Below are 21,183 nucleotides of genomic sequence, written 5' to 3' on the forward strand. Positions count from 1 at the left end.
CATGATGATATCGGTAATGGCATGTGTGCTGAGTTTATCTTCCAGGTATTCCGGAAATTGCGCCGCATCTGCACGAAAGTTCCAGGCAGGTTTGTTTCTCCAGTAGACGTAATCTCCGGCATTGAAATTTATCCGCAGGACCTTGCCATCCTGTGAGATGATTTTATCAGCAAGACGAGAAAAAAATGGGCTCGTCGGGCCTTGAAGAAAGAGGAAGGTCCGTTGTTTCAAAGCAGAATTCAGCCTGGTCAAAAAAACATTAAAGAAGCGTTTTGAGTGTGTTTAGCGTCAATTGGATCTGTTCTTCTGTATGTTCACAGGACAGGAAAAAGCGCAGTCTGGCACTTCTTTCCGGAACAGCCGGATACAAAATGGGTTGCACATTAATCCCTTTTTCCAGTAATGCGGCAGAGGCGTTGGCTGCTTTGACCGAACTGCCGAGGATAATCGGAATAATTGCCATGCCGACGCTGTCGCCGGTGTTAAACCCCATCGCTTTCGCTTGTCTGATAAAGCTTTGAGAGATGTTTTTAAGTTTTTGAATTCGTTGTGGTTCTTTCTGGATGATCTGCAGCGATGCCAGAGCAGCAGCGGCTGTTGGCGCCGGTAAACCAACGCTATAGAGGAAACCCGGTGACAGGTAGCGCAGATTTTCAATCAGAGCGGAACTGCCGGCAATATATCCGCCGCAGCCTGATAATGTTTTGCTTAATGTGCCCATCCATATATCGACATCTTTCCCTGCAACATGAGCTTCTTCGCGCAGGCCTTTGCCGCTGGCCCCGAGAACACCAAATGAGTGTGCTTCATCGACCATCAGGAAAGCATGATGTTGTTGCTTAATGTCGACTAACCGGGCTAAGTCCGGGTAGTCTCCATCCATACTGTAGAGTCCTTCAACAACAATCAGTACTTGTTCGAATTGATGCCTGTTTTCTGTCAGTATTTTTTCCAGCGCATCCAGGTCATTGTGAGCAAAGGGTATACGTTTCGCACCCGATAACTGTGAGCCGACCACTGAACTGTTGTGAATGTATTCATCGTGAATGATCAGGTCTTTAGGGCCGAAGAGATAACCGATGGTTGAAACGTTGGTAGCATGCCCGCTCACGTAGACCAGCGCATCTTCGACTTCATAGGTGGCGGCAAAGGCTGCTTCCAATTCCTGATGGATCGGGCGCTCTCCAGAAACAATCCGGCTGGCCGAGACCGAGGTGCCGTATTGATGAATAGCATCGACAGCGGCCTGGTTAACCTCAGGATGACCGGACAGGTTCAGGTAGTTATAACTGGCAAAGTTGATAACCTGGTGGTCATCAATGATGCTGGTGGCTCCCGCAACGCCTTGATGAATCTTAAAAAAAGGGCTGGGAACACCTAATGCTTTTGCGCCATTTTTTATTATCTGCAGCTGCTTGTAACCAGGATGCTGATCAAATTGGCAGTGTTTATTAAAAGCACTGCTACTGTTTTTTTGTGTTGTAGGCTTCCAGCCTTCAGACTCAGCTTTCTTTAGTTTTTTCTCCAGCGTTTGCTGAATGAGCTTTTGCTTAAGGCTTTTTGCCAAATTTAAAGATGTCATGCAGGAAGATCTTCCTTTGCCGTGTGTTGGCTGGTGATGTGTTTGGTCATATCATCACTTTCTTGATGTTCCCCGCGCAGTTGTGCAACCAGGCGTTCACTTAATTTTGACAGTGTGGGGGTTTCACTCAGTGCCATGACGGAGATAGTGACACCCAGGAGTGACTCAATGGCAGACATCAGCTCGACACCCATTAAAGAATCCAGACCCATATCGTACATTGAGCGGTTTATATCCAGCTTTTCTTCTGAAATCATCAGGATCTGGCTTAGTTTTGATCTTAGCAGATCTAAAATAGTGTCAGTTAGCTCGGCATCACTCATGGCCAGCAGTTCGGTTATCTCTAAACGGTTGTCGTCTTCGTGATCGCTATCGTGGCTGCTTAACGCGATTTCGCGGAATTTTGCCTGGTCAGAGCTTGGCAGGAAGCGCTTCAAGGGTGCCCAGTCAAACTCAAGCACGCCCATATTACCTACATCGTTGAGGATCATCTGTTCCAGTGATTCCAGTGCCAGATCAGATGCCAGGGCATGTCCCCCGATACGGCTTTGCAGCGCATCTTTGATTTTTTCATTACGGGCAAGAAAACCGACATCGTCTATCGCGCCCCAACGAGGGCAGGTGGCGACTTTTCCTCGTTTTCTGCGGTTCGCTGTTAATGCCTCAAGCCAATGGTTGGCGGCAACATAGCTACTTTGTCCAGGGTTACCCAGCAAGGTTGTGGCGGAGGAGTAAAGTACAAAAAACTCCAGATCGAGCTCATCTGTCAGTTCATCCAACCATTTTGCACCGGCTATTTTAGGTGTCAGCACGCGATCAATCTGTTCGGCGCTCAAGTTGCTTGCGATGCTGTCTTCAATCACGGCAGCGGCATGTACCACGCCTTTGATCGGTGGCATCTGTTGGCTGGCGAGTGCGAGCAAGCTGGATAATGCATCACGGTCGCTGACATCGCAGGCTTGTGCCATAACCGTCACACCTTGTTCTTTAAAGGCGGCCAGTGCTTGTTTTGCTTCATCTGAACGTGGACCGCTACGGCTGATAAGTATCAGGTGTGTGGCACCCCTGGATACTAACCATTGTGCTGTTTTTAAGCCAAAACCACCTAAACCACCGGTCACCAGATAGCTGGCCTGGTTAGATGAGCTCTGCCCGGATAAAGAAAGCTGCTGTTTATTCGGCTTCGTCTTATTCAGTGTTTTGCTTAGCACTTCTTGTTCGTATGAGACGACGATTTTACCAATTTGTTTTGCTTGTTGCATGAAACGGAATGCATCAACAATTTGGTTAGCATCAAAGCGGGTGTACGGCAGCGGAAACAGTGTTCCATCCTTAAAGAGCTGCATCATCTCCTGGAATAAGCGGTGGGTGAGGACCGGTTTTTCCTGCATCAACTGATCGGCATCAATACCGAAATAGCTAATGTTGTTACGGAAAGGACGTAAACCTATGTGTGTATTTTCATAGAAATCACGTTTGCCCAACTCAAGGAAGCGGCCAAAAGGTTTAAGTACCCGAAAGTTCTGATTGATCGCTTCGCCTGCCAGTGAGTTGAGTACGACATCAACGCCGCGCTCTTCGGTTACCAGCAAGATCTCTTCGGCAAAGGTCAGAGAGCGTGAATCATAGATATGCTTGACGCCCATCATACGCAGGAAGTCGCGCTTGCTATCAGAGCCAACGGTTGCATAGATCTCGGCACCCAGCCATTGAGCGATCTGAATAGCGGCAATGCCGACACCCCCCGCTGCGCCGTGAATCAGGACTTTTTCCCCTGGTTCTATGCGTGCCAGATGGTGCATCGCATAATACACGGTAAAGAACGTACTCGGGATAGTAGCCGCGGCTTCAAAACTGATCCCTTGCGGTATATTTGCAATAGCACTGCTTTGGGTAATAACCGAATTACTGAAACTGGCCGGTCCAAAACCAACGACTAAGTCGCCTACAGCGTAATCTTGTACGTCATTGCCGACTTCCGTGACTATACCCGCAAATTCAAAGCCCAGTGTGGGTCCTGCGAAGCCGTTTTCGATAGCTTCATCGGAGAGTAACCCGAGGGTATACATAATATCGCGGAAGTTAAGTCCGGTTGCTTTCACGTCAACCCGAATGTCCGCAGCGGATAACTGCGGTGTGGGTTTTGTGAACCAGTGCAGGTTTTTTAACTGACCCGGTAATTCAAATCCCAGATAAAAATCATTTTTTGTCGTGTCTGCTGAGCGGTTGTCGTCTTCACTAATCAGTTTGCCTTTTCTCAGACGAGGTGCATAACGACGGCCCTGTTGATCAATAAACAGCTCTGCTTCGACGCTAGGGCTAAGCAGCTCTGTTTGAAGCGTTTTTAGAATAGCCTCTGACATGGCGAGTGGGGCAATATCGACCAGGCGGATCTCAACGTGTGTTGCTTCATTCATCAGCGTGCGGGCGAAGCCCCATAAGGCGGCATCGTCAGCCGTTATGTGCTCGTCAAATTGCGCATTGGGATCGTCGCAAAGATACGTATTGGCTACACCGTAAGTCACCACCCATAGTGTTACAGGGTTGCTGCTTCTTTCGGCGGCATTGAATAGCTTATTTAATGCTTTGCATCGGGCTGTCAGTTCTTCGAAACAGCTTTGCTGTTGCAGTCCTGACAGGAACAGAATGTTGTCATGTTGCTTTTCATCCCATAAGGACTGTAGCTCAGACTCGTCTGTTGTCAGCAGTGAACTTGTTGAGCTGCTGTAGCGCTGAGCTGATATTTTTTCTTCAGCAAAGTGTGCTTCCGTACTGTTCAGCCACTCTGGCGTGGCTTCGTCATGCATAATTAGCCATGACTGCGCTGCTGCTGTGGTTGTGGTTTTTGCTTTGCTTGGCGCCTGTCCTGCCATGACACTGACCGGCGTATCATTATAGCTTTCGATGATCTGCAGGTTTTGTAAGCCGAATTCGGAAAAGATTTCAGCCCATTCTGTCGCGCTGTGTTGCGGGCGGTTTTGTTCAGGCCACCAGTTTGCATTGCCTGACATAAGCACATCAATCCAGTCTGCCGGCGTCGGCGCGATCAGCAATACTAAGGCGTTATCGGCCATCATCATGTCGAGGTGTCGCATGAAGATGCCAAGATTATTTTGGCAGGCACCATTGAGGTTAATAATAACGATTTGATGCTGCAGGCAGGTGTTGGCCTCTAAGTCCAATAACTGTTGAGTGTTGAGCAGGGGATAATCTTCCTGCAGGTGCTCAGCTTTTTCAATAGCATCCTGGCTGAGGCTGCAAAAGGTATAGTCATTGCGGGTAAAGTCCAGCTTACTGCAGAGTTGTCGGGCAAACTCGGGGGCATCAATAGCCGCTTCAAGAATACGAATGCGTTGGCCTGGATGCTGATTGGTTTGAGCCTCAATCAGTGAGGATAACTGTTCGCTAATATGATGTGTGATCAATGAGTTATGGCGTGCTGCTAATAACTGACTATAGGTTTCAATGCCAAAGCCTAACTGTTCTGTCGTCTGCTGCGCACTTAGTATTGACTCAAGGTGTAAACCAAAACGTCCCAGAGTCTGAGTGATAAAGAAGTAATCCGGGTAATCACGCGCCATCATTTGCCAGATAACATCAGAAGGTATGATGTCCTCATCGTTTTGCGCTATCACTTGCCAGGCGTTATCTGTGGCTGTGATCATGTCGCGCTCAAGCGCGTAATGGATGATATAAGCAAACAGGTGGGCGGCTTCAGGGTGTGAAAGGCCTAGCTGTTCTTTATAGGCCGATGTTAAGTTGTTTTCCTTTTCAAGCTTGATAAGCGTCTCATAGACAAAAGCGCTGCTCAATGCTTCAAACAGAGGTTCTATTTCCTGCATGTATTGTTGCGATTTGGCAGATGACGCTTCACTCAGTGTTTTGCTAAACAGCGTTGTTATATCCGCCTTGATAACAGGGTTGGATGCCCGATCAGGCACTGCTGTCAGCTGGTAATCAATAAAGTCGACGCGTTGAGCCGCGGTTTTATTCACGCGTACTGCTCTAAAGCGTGCTTCATCAAGGGCTGCAATCTGTAAGCCATTTTCATCAAACAACGAAAAAGAAGCGGTAATTGAATGCGGCGAACGTTTCAGTAAGCAGGCTTTGGCAGTATGTAATTTATACTCACCACTGCGCACAAATATACGGCCAATTTTCGTTGGCACATAGGCAATCCCCTGATGGGTTGCCAACTGATCTTTGAGGAAGTGGATGATCAGTTGGAACGCACAGTCGAGTTGTCCCGGGTGCAGGGTGTACTCAGGGTGTTGCTGTGGCACGAACACGGCCAGCACTTCAGAGGGGCTGACCCAACCATGGCTTATGGTCTGAAAAGCCGGGCCGTAATTCAGGCCTGCTGCCTTGTTTAACTCAAGATGTGTGGCCAGAGTAAAGTCTGCATCGCTATCCGGTAAAGCCGGCGCCTGTTCTGACAAATGTAATTCTGTTGGCGCTTTAAGGTAGCGGCCGCTTGCATTGGGTGTCCAGGATTCGCCTGTCACATATTCGCGGCTCTTTATGGTTACCTGTCCCGTCTCAGGGTTTAACGTGGTTCGGATTTTTTTACAGCTATTATCATCTAATAATAGCGGCGTTTTAATCTCAAACTCTTCAAGTTCGATAACCGTTTTAGGTGTGTTTGATTTGCTGGTGGTTAAATCAATAGCAGCAAATAGTATTTCAGCGAATCCTGCACCGGGAAACACAATGTTATCGCCTACCGCATGATCTGCCAGCCAGGGATGAGCGCCGGTATCGAGTGTGTTTTCCCAGGTATTGTCGATCTGTTTTACGGGAAATCCGAGCAATGGGTGTTGTAATTCGCGGGTTAGCATGCCGCTGGCTTCAGCCGTTGTCTTATGCCAGAAACGTTCTCTCTGCCAAGGGTATGCAGGAAGACTCACCGGGGTTCCGGTGACAGGAAATAGTTGTGCTATTTCAGTGGCCTGATTCGGCGATGCTGCCAGAATAACGTTGGCTAATGTTCTCTCTATATTTTTCAGAGAGTCGTTATTTTTAGTGACGGTGGCGAGTACTAATCCTTCATGTCCGGTATTTTTCAGCTCATCATTCAGGTAGCTTTTAAGGACCGGGTGCGCCGCGATTTCGATAAAAGTTGTGATGCCTTGTGAGATCAAGGCGTCAATAGCGGGCTGGAACTGTACGGGTTTTCTGATGTTGTCCCACCAGTAACGAGCCTTTAATTCTGTGCCTGAAAGCTCAGCTCCGGTTACCGTTGAAAAGAAGGGAAGGGTGCTATTACCCGCCTGAATAGACGCCAGGCTGTCCGTTACCTGGCTTTCAATGCTATCCATAGCAGAACTATGAAAGGCATAGTTGAGCGGCAAACGACGCACAAAAGCACCTTGTGTTTTGAGCGCTGCTTCTAACAGTGACAGTTGTTCGGGATCGCCAGCAACCGTGACGCCTCGATAGCTATTGATGCCGGCCAGTTCTATCCGTTCAAGTTTATGCTCATTTATCAAGGCTAGCGTGGTGTCAGCATCTAAGCCAACGGCGGTCATTTGCCCGCGTCCCGCTGTAAGTCCCTGATACTTACTGCGATAGTAAATAACATGAATGGCATCAGTGAGTGTCAGTGCGCCACACGCCCAGGCAGCAGCCACTTCGCCGACACTATGACCCGTGACTACCTTGGGTAAAATATGCCGGGCTCTGAATATCTCGGTTAAGCCTACCTGAAGAGCAAATAAGGCAGGTTGAGCAATTTCTGTTTGCGAGAAACGGTTGCTTCCGTTCTTTCCTGCCAGTTCATCTTGCAGTGAAAAACCTGCCAGTGGTTCGAAAATGGCATCGATTGTTTTAATGGTATCGCGGAAAACTACTGAAGAGTCCAGCAATGTACGCCCCATGGTTTCCCATTGGCAGCCATTACCTGAATAGACAAATGCGATATCAGATTTCGGTTTGTCCAAGTGGATAGCGGGCGTTTCTTCTGTTAGCAATGATTGTAATTCACCCAGTGCGGTTTCTTTACTATCAGCCCAGATGGCGTGTGCAATTGGGTGACGCTCTTTACGGAAAAAGTAGTGATACGCCAGATCATAAAATGTGGTGTCTGTTGATTTCAGCAGTGAAATTGTCTGTTTAACGCTGCTGTGCAGTGCCTGGGTATCACGGCCGCTTATAATTAAGGGCAACGAATGAGTGTTTTCAAGTAAAGACTCATCAGGTTTGCTTACCGCTAATGGTGGTGGCGTCTGTAATATAACGTGCGCGTTAGCGCCACCAAAACCAAATGAGTTAACGCCTATGGTCAATGTGCCGGTTTGCGGTAATGGCATGTTCTGCGTAACAACCCGGATATTCCATTCATCAAAATGGATATTAGGGTTGGGGTTTTTCATGCTGATCGTTGCCGGAACCATTCGATGCTGTAATGAATACAGCGCTTTGGCCAGACCCGCTACCCCTGATGCCGTTTCCATATGACCGACATTGCTTTTTACAGAACCAATAGGCAGTGGTGTACTGCGGTGTATGCCTAGTGCGTTGCTGATGGCGCGGGTTTCTATCGGATCACCCACTGCCGTGCCAGTACCGTGTGCTTCGAGATAATCAATCTGATCGGCCGAAACGCCAGCTTTTCTGTATGTGGCTTCCAGTAGACTTGCCTGAGCATCAGGGTTAGGTAGCGTTAATCCTGATTTATAGCCATCTGTGTTAACCGCTGAACCGGCTACGATCGCCAGTACAGTGTCACCATCGCGGATAGCCGCGTCATAATCTTTAATAAAGAAAAGGCCGCCGCCTTCAGATCGAACATAACCATCACCGGCTTCATCAAAAACCTGGCATCTGCCTTTAGGTGACAGCATGGTCGCCTTTGCAAAAGCGATGAAACCATATGGGTGAAGATGCAGACATATGCCGCCGGTCAGTGCTTGTTGTATTTCGCCGGTGCGAATAGCCTGGCACGCCTGATGAAAAGCGACCATCGATGAGGAGCATGCGGTATCAATGGCAAGGCTCGGGCCATGCAGGTCAAATTGATATGAAATACGATTGGCAGCAATACTGGAAGTGTTACCCGTAGAGATAGAGGAATCGCCAATTGTCAGGTCTTCAGCGAAGCGGAAGGCGTAGTCAGATCCGGAAATGCCGATAAAAACACCGCAGTCACTGCCCCTTAAACTTGAGGGAGCTCTTCCTGTGCTTTCGATTGCTTCCCACGCAAGTTCAAGCAGGATTCTTTGTTGAGGGTCGATAAGGGCAGCTTCACGCGGAGAAATACCAAAAAAACCTGCATCAAAGCCAGAGACATCACCGATAGATCCTGCTGCGAATGTGTAACTGGTGCCTGGGTGTTTCTTGTCAGGGTGCTGATACGCATCAAAGGACCAACGGCCATCTTCTACATGGGTGACCAAATCCTTGTTGTCTAAAAGGTTCTTCCATAAGGTGTTGTCCGGTGAGCCAGGAAACCTAAATGAAGTTCCAATAATAGCAATGCGCTTTTCCATAAATCTCAGCTCGTACTCTATAGTAAAAAAATCTGACACTATTCTACGCAAAGTCAGTTATTTATTCAGCCGTTTTTGAGTATGGCCCAAGAGTTTTTTAAGGCTAAGGCGCTGTGTGACGTTGTGTTTCAGCCTATTCTGTCCTTAACTGTTAATATAAGGAATTACTTATGCGCTTTTACTCTGACGGTTGTAGCCATGTAAATCGTCTCGCTGTAGGATTGGCGCATATAAGTTTTTCTCCGAGTATTCGAGTGGAAATGGAATAGAACGCAGTGCAGTCATCATTCAAAACGAGTGTTCTCTTGTTCAGCGCGCTGATGGCGTGCTCCAGTAATTTATCAACGGCTTCTGATCAAACCAAACCATTGAGTTGTCGTGCTGATAACAGCATGAGCATTGTCGCGTCTGTTGATTTGGTTGCTAGTATGCGGTTAGGTCAAAATTATGAGTTTGGTGAAGGTGTCAGTCAGGATAATAGCCAGGCTTTTGAGTGGTATTGTAATGCGGCTATGCAAAACAGCCCTGCAGCGCAGCTGAAAATAGCTTTATTTTTATTAGAAGGTAAAGGTAGTCAGCGAAATGTATCAGCCGGCTTGGCGTGGTTAAATCGTGCGGCAAATAATGGCAGTCATGATGCTGAGTTAGCTCTGGGTATTTTGCTGGTGGACACCGATGCAGCCCGCAGTGCTGTTCTGTTTAAACGTGCCGCTGACGGAGGGAATCTTTATGCAAATCATCGTCTTGCAGAGTTGTATTACTATGGAATGGGCGTTGCGCAGAATTATCGTAAAGCGCAGGAGCTGTCGGAATCAGGTGTTGCTGCCGGGTTTGAGAAAAGCAAGGAACTCTTGACTCGTATACAGGTAAAACAGGATCCGGGGGTATTTGAACCGATCTCTCAATCAGCTTCTCAATCAACTTATCAATCGACCTATCAGTCGAGTCAGCCTGTCGTTGCAGAAAGATCGGTAGTAAGCATTGAGCCGCAATCTTCTTTTCAGAAAGAAGCGCAGATAGAAGCAGAGAAAGAGTTAGAAAAAGAGTTACAAAAGAGCAGTAGCCTATTACAAAGATTTTTATCAATCTTACCCTCACTGCCCAATACGGGCGGGGGGAATGCATCAGCCCCTTCTGAGGTGATTGTAACGACATCGCAAGCGGTGGACGTCAATGATCAGTCAGAAGAAGTGATACCTCTTTCTGTATCCGTATCCCCAGCTGTTGCTCGTCAGGCTAATAGTCATCCGGTGGATGTTAAGTCGGTCATTTCTGACATGAAAGAATCTGACACGAGTGTTTCTGTACCTGACATAAGCGTGGTTGAATCTGCGAATCGACTGTCTGTAGCGGATCAGCAAGCGCTTGAAGATCAGTTGGTTGTAGCAGCTAATAATGCTATTGACGAGGAGAATCAGCAGCAGAGAGAGCAGGAGGCTCAACTGCAGAATGAGCAGGCAAATCAACAAAAGGAGGCAGCATCACAACGGGCATCTGAAAAGGCCAAACGGGTTTCAAACAGTGGCAGCGCGGATTCTCATAATTATGCACGTGATGCCGGTTGGATCAATAAGCAGCCGAACATGCGATATACCATACAGTTAGTGCAATCAACACATCTGGACGGGATTTTTAAATATATAAAGAGCCACAATCTTGATCATGATGCCTACTACATTCATGCACTGAAGGATGGTGAGTATCGTTATATCCTGCTTTACGGTAAGTACCCTAATAACCGGACAAGTAAACAGGTGGCTAAAACGTTACCCGACGCCGTGCAGAAAGCCGGTTACTGGATCCGTACTTTTGGTGATTTACGCGGTAGCTATACTATTAGTCCCTGAGTTGCGGATTGGTTAATCAACAAAAGACAAATAACAAAGAATAATCAAGGGGCCTTTACGGCCCCTTTTCTGTGAGTGCTTCTAGCAGTAGGTGGCTCTGCTACATTTATTAAGTGGCTCTGCTACATCGGCTACAGCAGGTTGTTGATGAACACGACCAAAACGGCGGCAGGTGTGATAAAGCGTAACACGAACATAAAGAGGCTGAAGGCAACATCGTTGCTCAGGTCCAACTGGTTTTCGACCGCTTGTTTGTTCATAAACCAACCGACAAAAATCGCGATGAACAGGCCGCCTAATGGCATCATCAAATTGGCGGTTACATAATCAAGCAGATCAAAGAAGGTTTTACTCTCAAAAGCTGAAATAAAAGAGAGCGGGTAAACGTTTGACCATTCGTTAAAAGACAGGATGGTCAGCAAACCCAGTAACCAGATTGAGATGCCGCCCATTAATGTGCCTGATAAGCGACTGATCCCTTTGTGCTCTTCCAGCCATTCGACGACAGGCTCCAGTAAAGAGATAGCCGATGTAACTGCTGCGATGACTAAGAGTCCAAAAAACAGCGATCCGAACAATACGCCCCCTGTCATCTGGCCGAATGCCATGGGTAGTGTCTGAAAGATAAGGCCCGGACCTGAACCTGGCTCAAGGCCGTTGGCAAAAACCAGCGGGAATATTGCCAGACCAGCGAGTAAAGCAACTGCAGTGTCTACAACAGAAACAGCAACAGCTGTTTTAACTATAGAGACATTTTTGGGCAGGTAAGAGCCGTACGCCATCATGACACCCATGCCTAAGCTCAGTGTAAAAAATGCATGCCCCAAAGCCGTTAAGATACCTGCGGTTGTCAGCTTTGAGAAATCAGGCTGAAACAGGAAAGCAAACCCCTGAGAGAACTCGCCGCTAGTCATTGCATAACCCACCATTACTAACAGTAATAGAAACAGCAGGGGCATCAGAATATTGATTGCTTTTTCCATACCTGAGCGAATCCCGCGGGCAACAATAAAGATGACCAGCGCCATGAAAACAGAGTGCCATACCAGCAGTGTCCAGGGATCAGCCAGCAGTCCGCCAAACAGAGCGCCAATACTGTCAGCATTGCCACCGGAGAAAGCACCGCTGGCGGATTGACCCACGTAAGCTAAAGCCCAGCCACCGATTACAGAATAGAAGGAGAGAATTAAAAAAGAAGCAGTGATACCCATCCAGCCAATCCATGTCCAGCGTGATGATAATCCATCTCGGTGGGTTAGCATGCGTAGCGAGTTAATTGGGCTGCGGCCACCCCGACGGCCGATCGTGACTTCTGCAATCATAATCGGAAGACCGATCAGGGCGATACATAACAGATAAACAATCACAAAGGCGCCGCCACCATTTTCGCCTGTGATGTAAGGAAACTTCCAGATATTACCTAATCCGACAGCGGATCCGCTGGCTGCCAGAATAAAGGCAAAGCGGGAGGACCACATCGGATGATCTTTACGTGCTTCAGCAACAGAAGCGTCTTCCGTGTAAGTTTGACTAGTTTGAGTCACGAGTACATCTCCATTTATTCTTATTCTACTTTTGTGTAGATTATTTTTTATACCGTTATCTTCTTCAGGAAGCGCTCTTCAGCCAGTGTATTGGCGATCATGCCGCAAGGAGTGCCGGTCGCGTCACTGCGACGGAAGATCTCATCGAGTGTTTCTGCGATGGTTTCGATATGGCGCGATACTTTTTCCGGTGAGTGGCCGACACGATCGTAGAAAATATCGATAATGCCGCCTGCATTAATAGCAAAATCCGGAGCATACAAAATTCCGCGTTCTTTCAGCATCAGGTCGTGTCGGGCGCTGGCAAGCTGATTATTAGCCGCGCCGGCAATGACCGTGGCTTTGATGGCTGGAATGCTGTCGTCGTTTAGAATTGCACCCAGAGCACAGGGGGCGAGTATATCGACGTCCAGGCTCAGGATTTCATCTGCCTGAACGGCTGTCGCACCTAATAAGTTGACGGCTTTATCTACCTGATCCTGATGTATATCGGTTACATAAAGCTTTGCGCCCGCTGCTCTCAAGTGCTCTGCTAATCGATAACCCACATTGCCAACCCCTTGGATAGCAACCGATAAACCGTTCAGATCATCTCGCCCTAATCGATGCTTTACCGCGGCTTTAAGGCCGATAAAGGTTCCGTAGGCAGTTGCAGGAGACGGGTCACCATTGGATGGCTGGCCGTCGATCCCTGTATGCTCGGTGATACCGGCGACATACTGAGTATGCCGCCCCATTACTTTGAGATCTGCAACACTGGTGCCTGAATCTTCCGCCGCAATGTATCGGCCACTCAGGCTTTCCAGACAACGTCCCATCATCTCCAGAAGCGCTTCGGTTTTATGCTGACGAGGGTCGCCGATAATAACGGATTTGCCGCCGCCCAGATCAAGATTGGCTAAAGCTGATTTATAGGTCATGCCTTTGGAAAGGCGCAACGCATCGGTGAGTGCATCTTCATCGCTGGCATAATTCCACATGCGGCAGCCGCCCAGTGCCGGGCCGCGATTAGAGTTATGTATGGCCACAATAGCTTTCAGGCCTGTGGCTTCATCGTGAAAAAAGTTAACCTGTTCGTGCTGATTAAATTCAGGGTGACTAAAAACTGACATATTAACCTCGTTATCTTTTAATTTATCTGCGTAATTAAGCCTGGCCCACAGCGAATTCCGGAATGGTCGCTGTAGCTGTCTGTAATTGGTCGCGTAGCATCAGGCGTTTCTCCCGGGCTTTATGAAAATTTGCTTCTTTTACCGGACCATAGCCGCGAATTGTGGCAGGTATTTCTGCCAACTGCTGCGCTGTGCTGTAGGTACTCTGGTCGAAGTTGCTGCCATTATCTGCACTCAATGCCTTTTCAATGAGAGTCATGTCAGCTTCGTAGTCACGGATGATCTGTTTTTCCAGCTTACGGTCTTCACTCCAGCTGAAAATGTCGAACGGTGTGCCGCGCAGCGTCTTCATTTTTGCCAGCAAGCGAAATACCGGAAGTATTTTTTGGCTGAAGGTGCGTTTACGTGGCCGACCCGTGTGTTTATCTTTGCGGGCGAGCAGCGGTGGAGCAAGGTTGAACTCCAGCTCAAACTCACCTTCAAACTGATCTGACAGTTGCTGGCGGAATGTTTCAGAAGTGAGCTGGCGAGCCACTTCATATTCATCCTTGTACGCCAGTACTTTACTGTAATTTTCAGCGATGGCGCGACTGATATGAGATTTTCTGGTGTTATCTTTTTCAACGCCGCGAAACTGCTCAACCCGCTTATGATAACGCTGTGCCAGAGCTGCACTTTGGTATTCGGTGAGATGCTTCATTTCAATCGCAATTTGTTCGTCAAGTGAAGGCAACATGCGAACGGTTTGTAAAGACGGTTCCGGATGTACTGTCTGGACAACCTGTTGCATATTATGCGCTGCACAACGTCCCCATAAAAATGCTTTGAGGTTGGTTTCAACGGATGCGCCGTTCAGCTTGATTGCTTGTTCGATTGACTCTCTGTGCAAAGGAAGCAGGCCTTTCTGGCAGGCATAACCCACCGTAAACAGGTTGACTGCCATACCGTCACCCATCAGGTCGGTTGCTAGTTGGGTCGCATCAAAACAGAAGGTGCCATCTTTTCTTGCTGTCGCTTCAATAATCGCCTGCATCTCTTCGTTTGGAACCTGCAGATCAGGATTGCGTGTAAAGGCGGCTGGCATAGTGTCATGGTTGTTAATGATGGCAAAACTGCGTTTTCCATCGAGCTTGCCAAGCGCTTCTTCACTGGCACCGACCATCAGGTCAAAACCGATTAACAGGTCTGTTTCGCCCGCAGGAATACGTACGGTATGTAATTGCTCTTGCGTCGGAGCGATACGGATATGACTCATTACCGCACCAAATTTTTGAGCAAGGCCGATCTGATCAAGTACGCCTACGCCTTTTTCTTCCAGGTGGCCTGCCATGCCGAGTAATGCGCTAACAGTAACCACACCTGTTCCGCCGACACCGGTGAGTAAGATGTTGTAGGGTTGGCTGATATCAGCGGCAACAGGTTCCGGTAGTCCGTTTGACGGCGGTGTTGCATCAAGCCCCGCGGCTTTGCGCAAAGTGCCGCCTTTAACGGTAACAAAGCTTGGACAAAAACCACGGATGCAGCTGAAGTCCTTATTACAAGATGATTGATCAATCTGGCGCTTGCGACCGCGCTCGGTGGCTTTGGGTAAAACTGATAAACAGTTCGATTGCACACCGCAATCGCCACAACCTTCGCATACTTCACTGTTAATGACGACGCGCTTATCCGGATCAGGCATCTGACCGCGTTTGCGACGACGGCGTTTTTCAGCAGCGCAGGTCTGGTCATAGATGAGTGCGGTACAGCCTTTAGTGTCGCGTAGCTCGCGTTGTACAGCGTCCAGATCATCACGGTGGTGGAAAGTCACACCATCGGCGAAATCAGCGCGGCTTGGGTATTTGTAAGGCTCATCGCTGACAATGGCCAGTCGACGTATACCTTCACCGAATAGCTGATGGGTGATCTGTTGAACGGTCAGTGTACCGTCAAGGGGTTGTCCGCCGGTCATGGCAACCGCATCGTTATAGAGGATTTTGTAAGTGATGTTCACGCCTGAAGCAATCGCTGCACGGATCGCCAATAAGCCTGAATGGAAATAGGTGCCGTCACCTAAGTTTTGAAATACATGTTTATTATTAGTGAAAGGAGCCTGGCCGATCCAGGTTGCGCCTTCGCCACCCATTTGTGTGAAGGTTTCGGTGCCACGGTCCATCCAGGTTGCCATGTAATGGCAGCCGATACCGCCCAGCGCTTTGCTGCCTTCGGGTACAACCGTTGAGGTATTATGCGGGCAACCGGAGCAAAAATGAGGCGTTCGCTCAACCAGAGAGCGGGGTTGTGCTAACTCTGCTTCTTTAGCGCATAGGAAGGCTAAGCGGGCCGCGACCTGCTCGCTCTGATAGAAGGGTGCGATTCGGGAGGCAATGGCGCGGGCAATCATCGCCGGTGTTAGTTCACCTAATGTGGTTAGCAGCTCATTTCCATTCTCGTCCCGTTTACCAACGATGCGTGGGCGTGCATCGTCCTGCCAGCTATACAGATAATCTTTGATCTGGTCTTCAATAATGCCGCGTTTTTCCTCGACTAATAATAGCTCGGGTGTGTCTTTGGCAAATTCACGAATGCCTACCGGCTCCAGTGGCCATACCATGCCGACTTTATACAGCTTGATACCCAGCTCGCTGGCCATGTCGAGAGTGATACCTAAATCATCCAGTGCTTGCAGCACATCCATATAGGATTTGCCGGTGGTGACAATGCCTAAACGTGCCTTGCCTAAACGTGCTTTGGGGCTGTCAATAATGGTTTTGTCCAGCTTGTTGGCACGACAGAAGGCTTCGGCTGCTTTTAATTTGTAGGTATGCAGGCGAGCTTCTTGCTGCATCGGCTTATCGGGCCAGCGAGCATTAATCCCTTCGCTGGGCAGTTCAAAGTCAGACGGGATCTCTATTTTAATCCGTTCCAGGTTCAGATCGGCTGAAATAGATGAGTCGAGTAGTTCTGCCAGTGTTTTGAAGCCTACCCAGCAACCGCTATAGCGGGACATTGCCCAACCATAAATGCCGAAGTCGAGCATTTCCTGAATGCCGGACGGATATAGCACCGGTATCATCGCATCCACGAAGGCGTAATCGCTTTGATGGGGAAGGGTAGATGACTTGCATGCATGGTCATCACCGGCTACCGCCAATACACCACCAAACTTAGACGAACCAAATGCATTGGCGTGTTTTAATACATCACCGGTGCGATCCACTCCCGGGCCTTTGCCGTACCAGAGGCCGAAAACGCCATCGTATTTTGCACCTTCAAATACATTAACCTGCTGGGAACCCCAAACCGATGTCGCGCCCAGGTCTTCATTAATACCCGGCTGAAAGAAAATATTATGCGTCGCCAGGTATTTTTTTGCCTGCCACAGGGTTTTGTCAAATCCGCCTAACGGAGATCCACGATAGCCTGAAATGAAACCAGCGGTATTTAAGCCGTCAAGTTTGTCGCGTTGTGCTTGCAACATAGGCAGTCGTGCCAGAGCTTGGCTGCCTGTCAGGTACACGCGTCCAGAGTCTAATTCCCACTTGTCATTAAGAGATACATCTTTCATGGAGCTACTCCCGTTCTATTCTCGGGAAACATCACGTCAATGCTGATCGGTACCACTTGCCAGAAGACTTGATTGATGAACAGCAAGCCGTGTCTGAGTGATTAACGACTGTATTGGCAGGCGATGTTTCTCAGCCTTGTTAAAGGCAAAATTAAATAAAGAAACGATCAAAAACTGCAAACAGCAGGCGTTAAGAAAACCGTATAAGAATTGAATTTATTCGAGAATAGCTGGAAATACGATGCGGTAGGGCTGTCATTGGGTATACCTCAAACAAATACTGGATCTCAGTAATGTTTTGCAATTTGTTATTTTTATCCGGGCTTTGTCCGGTCTTTTTATCCGCCTTTTAGGCAGATAGGTTATGACTGCTCTTGTGGAGCATAGCCTGCAAAGATAGGTTATCTTTTAATCAAGGTCAATAGCTATGTAAGCCGGACAAGCTAAAAGATACAGGGTGGGGGTGGGGGTAACCTTTGCTGTTTCTAAAGTGCCAGTTTTTCTATTGAAAGCGGTTGTTGTTAATTCGGGAGGAATGATATTAAACCAGATTGTATTTATTAGTTAGCGGAGTCGTCGGAGTAAGTAAAACGATGAATAAACAGGCCGCTTAAATTTATTTGACTTAAATTTAAGCGGCCTGTTTATAGAAAGCGACTTGATACCTGTTTCTCTTGCATGCTATTAATTCATGTTGTCTCTTGCGTGCTATTATCTTGGCAATTAATAACGATTAATAGTTGTATTAACTAAAACGGTTTTCTATCAATTTTTTGTATCAAAAGTGTTGTTTTTAAATTAGATGACCGGGAGTATAGATAATCTACTCGACATTTTTGGGAAAAATACGAGAGGCGTGATCTAATGAAAAATAATAATTCTGTAGCACAAAATTTTAACAAATACTTTGATATACGTTTGGCAGATATTGAAGCCTTAAAAGCAACTGTCTATAAGATTAGATATGATGTTTATTGTGCGGAATTAGGGTGGGAACAAAATTGCCCTGTGGATGAGGAAAAGGATATCTATGATGAGCATTCTGTACATTGCTTGCTCGAACATCGACGAACCCAAAAATTTGCTGGATGCGTTCGTTTGGTAACTGCATCAAAAACAAATCAGCTGCCATTCGAAGATAACTGCAAAGCGGCTATTGATGAAACTATTATAGACCCTTCCCTGCTTAATCGATCCAAGATCGGAGAGATTTCGAGGCTGGCGGTACCGGCGGATTATCGAAAACGTAAAAATGATGAAATTGATTCGTTTTCTAGCGATGACGAGGAACAAAGCAGGAATGCTAAGCATCGACAAGAAGAACGGCGTCACTTTCCAAATATTGCGGTTGGCTTATATTTATCATCTCTTGCCTATGCAGATTTATTGGGCATCGAGTTTGTTTTCGTCATGATGGAGCCCCGATTAAGTCGTCACCTTCGTCGCTATGGTATTGTCTTTGAAAAAGGGGGAGAGCAGATAGACTACCATGGCTTAAGGGGATTATTTTATCTGGAAATGGAAAATCTGACGAAATATTTTAACCCGGAGATTTTGGAATTCTACCAGATGGTTCACGCAAGAATGCAGCAACAAATAAAAGAACCAAAATAAATCAGATAGTGAAGCATTGTGTTGGGGGCGTTATGCGCCTTCCATGGCTGTGTGCTCAGTGCTTAAACGTTAGGCTACCATTCTTGTTGATTCAGCGAAGGTGATGTTTTTCATGAGATTTTGCTTGATTGCTGAGATCTGCGCTGGGCGTTTTTCAAGTATCGCAATAGAAAGAAGATGCTCGAGGTCTTTAAAACCTGGTTCGGCTGGAATCGTTACATGGTTACAAATTTTATACTTAATACCATCTGAGGCAAGCATGCGGCGATACAGCCGGGCGCGCGCTGAACCAGCAACATTAAACGCGTATTTGAAACCGAGTTGTGCGCTTGCTTTTGGCAAGGCGAGGCAAAGATCCCGCACCGTATCCATTGTCCGGTATTCAGGTAGCAGAGCCAATCGTGTCCATTGGCAATAAGCGTGTTTTTCAAGTGATAAATCAGGGAATAAATCCTTAATAATAAAATCATCATTTTCTATGGGTAAACGTGTGTTTGCGTTGGGGCTGCAACCATTAATTCTTGCGCCGCCGATACAGCGGTCACCATCTCTGGCTATTAAAATATACCCTTCCTTATCATGCTGGTCTTCTGATCCGTCAAAGGCAGTCAATAACAAATCGGTTCGAAAACATTCTTCACGAATTTTGTAATAATCGTTCAGGTGCTGAGGATTTTTCGTGAGTTCAAAGTGGATATTCGACATGATGGTTCCTCGATATGTTTATCTAAAACTTAGAAATATTATGAGCTGGATGCCGTATGTTGTTGAAGCCGGTAGAGTAGTAGATGCGTCCAGTAAGATTTTATCTATCTATCTATCTATAGCATTTGCCGTGCCTGAATATTGAATATATATAAAAATCAGTTAGTTGGAAGAAAATTTAATGATCTCCCTGGCAAGCTCAGCAAAGGTTAGCCTGTTACTGTCGCAAATCAGTAATGACTAACAGAATCAGATAATATTTTTCATATAATTCAATGGCTTAACTTGTCTTTTTTTTGCGACAGTTGGCGTTATTCGGAGCATATGCTTAAGAAATATTTATGAAACAGGTAGTTAACAAGCAGACAGCTCGGTGGATAAGAGAGTTAAGTAAAAAGCGTATTAGAGACTTACTAAAAATATCATTAGAAAATACGTTATTTATTCTTTTTATATTGCTGCTGGGTTTAATTTTAAGATTTTTTTTATTTAATATTTCTCAAAATATTTATACTTAAAATTTTGATATTTAAACTTATTAATTTGATATTTATAGTTTAAATTTTGATGTTTTTGAGTATAAATTGGGTTGATAAAAATATCGTTTTATTTACTTTGAATTATTCAATGTCAGAAAATTTTACACTTGTTTGTTATAAGTTTTAATGCAATTAATTAACTCTTTGTAAAATATTTATATTATTTATTTGGTATGTTAACTGCATTAAAACAAGTGTTAGAAAATGTAATTAAGAAGTTACATTAAAAAATTAAGCAAAGATTTATTTTAATAAATAATGGAGATTTAAAATGAAAACTTTATTCAAAAAAACTCTCGTAACGGCTGTCGCTGCTGCGACCTTGACTGTTGGTATGGTAGGCACGGCAAGTGCTGGTGCTAAGGCGTTTTCATATATGCAGATTACTGGCTTACAAATCTTTAATGGGAACGGAGACCAGTACGATGCGGCCGATTTTGATCTTTTGGACATCAGCGATTCTTCTTCTACCTCCGCTATCACCAGTGTAAATGGAGCGGCACTAAATAACACACTTGACGCTACTGCTGGCGGTGGAAACCTTGATGATAATGTCTCTTGTGTTGGTACAGGGTGTGCTGGTTTCGGAGAAGATAATTATGTCCAACAAGCTTCACCGGCAGCGGGTACTAGTTTTGCCCGATCCGATACTCAATTGCTCGGTGCAGTAATCACCGATATCGGGAATGGGATACTAGTGAACTCAGCCACTGCCGATGCGTTGGCTGAAGGGCAAACAAATGTTACTGATGCTGGGACAGCTACCTCTAAGGTAGGAACAGCTACCGACTTTAGTTTTAGCTTGCTGGGTGACGATACTATTACTTTCGAATTCGATGCTACTGCGATAATGGAGGTGTTGTTGCATCAGGATGAATTTGATACCTTCGCTTCGATAGATTTCTCCATCACGATTAGAGATCTTGGGCTTGATGCTAGTGCTGATCCTGTGTTCACTTTTTCTCCCGGTGCGCTTAACACCAGTATCGCACAGTTGGTTGAGGGTGGCCCGAAAGTATACACTCTACCCGGTGGTAATCCGCAGCCTTTTTCAGCGACCACAGGCCTGCTCAGTGGGGCTAGTAATTATCAGCTAACTATAGCACAAGGTGCTTTCATAGATTTTGACGCACAAAAAGTGCCAGAGCCAGCAAGTTTGGCTCTGTTCGCTTTAGGGCTGTTGGGAGTAAGTGCGGCGCGTTTGAG

General features: G+C 46.7%; 9 protein-coding genes and 1 pseudogene. 3 read left to right on the plus strand and 7 right to left on the minus strand.

What is annotated here, in order from left to right; all coding sequences use genetic code 11:
- From ABY436_RS11875 to ABY436_RS11885, 3 genes and pseudogenes are all read right to left on the minus strand, one after another.
- Positions 1-231: pseudogene (locus ABY436_RS11875) on the minus strand (capsule biosynthesis protein CapA); the annotation flags it as partial.
- Positions 232-259: 28 nt separating this feature from the next.
- A complete protein-coding gene (locus tag ABY436_RS11880) occupies positions 260-1,582 on the minus strand; it encodes an aminotransferase class I/II-fold pyridoxal phosphate-dependent enzyme (RefSeq protein ID WP_372739184.1) in 1,323 nt (440 codons plus the stop codon).
- A complete protein-coding gene (locus ABY436_RS11885; protein ID WP_372739185.1) occupies positions 1,579-9,069 on the minus strand; it encodes an SDR family NAD(P)-dependent oxidoreductase in 7,491 nt (2,496 codons plus the stop codon). The genes ABY436_RS11880 and ABY436_RS11885 overlap by 4 nt, the downstream gene beginning before the upstream one ends.
- Before the next feature lie 275 nt (positions 9,070-9,344).
- Here ABY436_RS11885 and ABY436_RS11890 point away from each other — a divergent pair, with 275 nt between their 5' ends.
- Entirely contained in the window at positions 9,345-10,916 is a 1,572-nt protein-coding gene (locus ABY436_RS11890) for a hypothetical protein (protein ID WP_372739186.1), read from the plus strand.
- Between the two features lie 131 nt (positions 10,917-11,047).
- Here the strand turns inward: ABY436_RS11890 and ABY436_RS11895 are convergent, their stop codons facing one another.
- The 3 genes from ABY436_RS11895 to ABY436_RS11905 form a co-directional block, all read right to left on the minus strand.
- Positions 11,048-12,394, minus strand: a complete 1,347-nt coding sequence (locus tag ABY436_RS11895; RefSeq protein WP_372739192.1) for a sodium-dependent transporter — start codon at positions 12,392-12,394, stop codon at positions 11,048-11,050.
- 113 nt (positions 12,395-12,507) lie between these two features.
- Positions 12,508-13,572, minus strand: coding sequence for a Leu/Phe/Val dehydrogenase (locus ABY436_RS11900; RefSeq protein ID WP_372739187.1), 1,065 nt, complete (start codon positions 13,570-13,572; stop codon positions 12,508-12,510).
- Between the two features lie 34 nt (positions 13,573-13,606).
- Positions 13,607-17,119, minus strand: a complete 3,513-nt coding sequence (locus ABY436_RS11905; protein WP_372739188.1) for an indolepyruvate ferredoxin oxidoreductase family protein — start codon at positions 17,117-17,119, stop codon at positions 13,607-13,609.
- A gap of 864 nt (positions 17,120-17,983) precedes the next feature.
- On the opposite strand from ABY436_RS11905, the gene ABY436_RS11910 reads away from it, so the two are divergent.
- Positions 17,984-18,733, plus strand: a complete 750-nt coding sequence (locus ABY436_RS11910; RefSeq protein WP_372739189.1) for a PEP-CTERM/exosortase system-associated acyltransferase — start codon at positions 17,984-17,986, stop codon at positions 18,731-18,733.
- A gap of 69 nt (positions 18,734-18,802) precedes the next feature.
- Here the strand turns inward: ABY436_RS11910 and ABY436_RS11915 are convergent, their stop codons facing one another.
- Positions 18,803-19,438 (minus strand): hypothetical protein, encoded by a 636-nt coding sequence (locus tag ABY436_RS11915; RefSeq protein WP_372739190.1) that lies wholly within the window; start codon positions 19,436-19,438, stop codon positions 18,803-18,805.
- Between the two features lie 810 nt (positions 19,439-20,248).
- Here ABY436_RS11915 and ABY436_RS11920 point away from each other — a divergent pair.
- A partial coding sequence (locus tag ABY436_RS11920; protein WP_372739191.1) for an EDSAP-1 family PEP-CTERM protein occupies positions 20,249-21,183 on the plus strand: 935 nt, incomplete at its 3' end.

Origin of the sequence: Neptunomonas sp. (assembly GCF_041601355.1) — a bacterium.
Taxonomy (GTDB): domain Bacteria; phylum Pseudomonadota; class Gammaproteobacteria; order Pseudomonadales; family Balneatricaceae; genus Neptunomonas.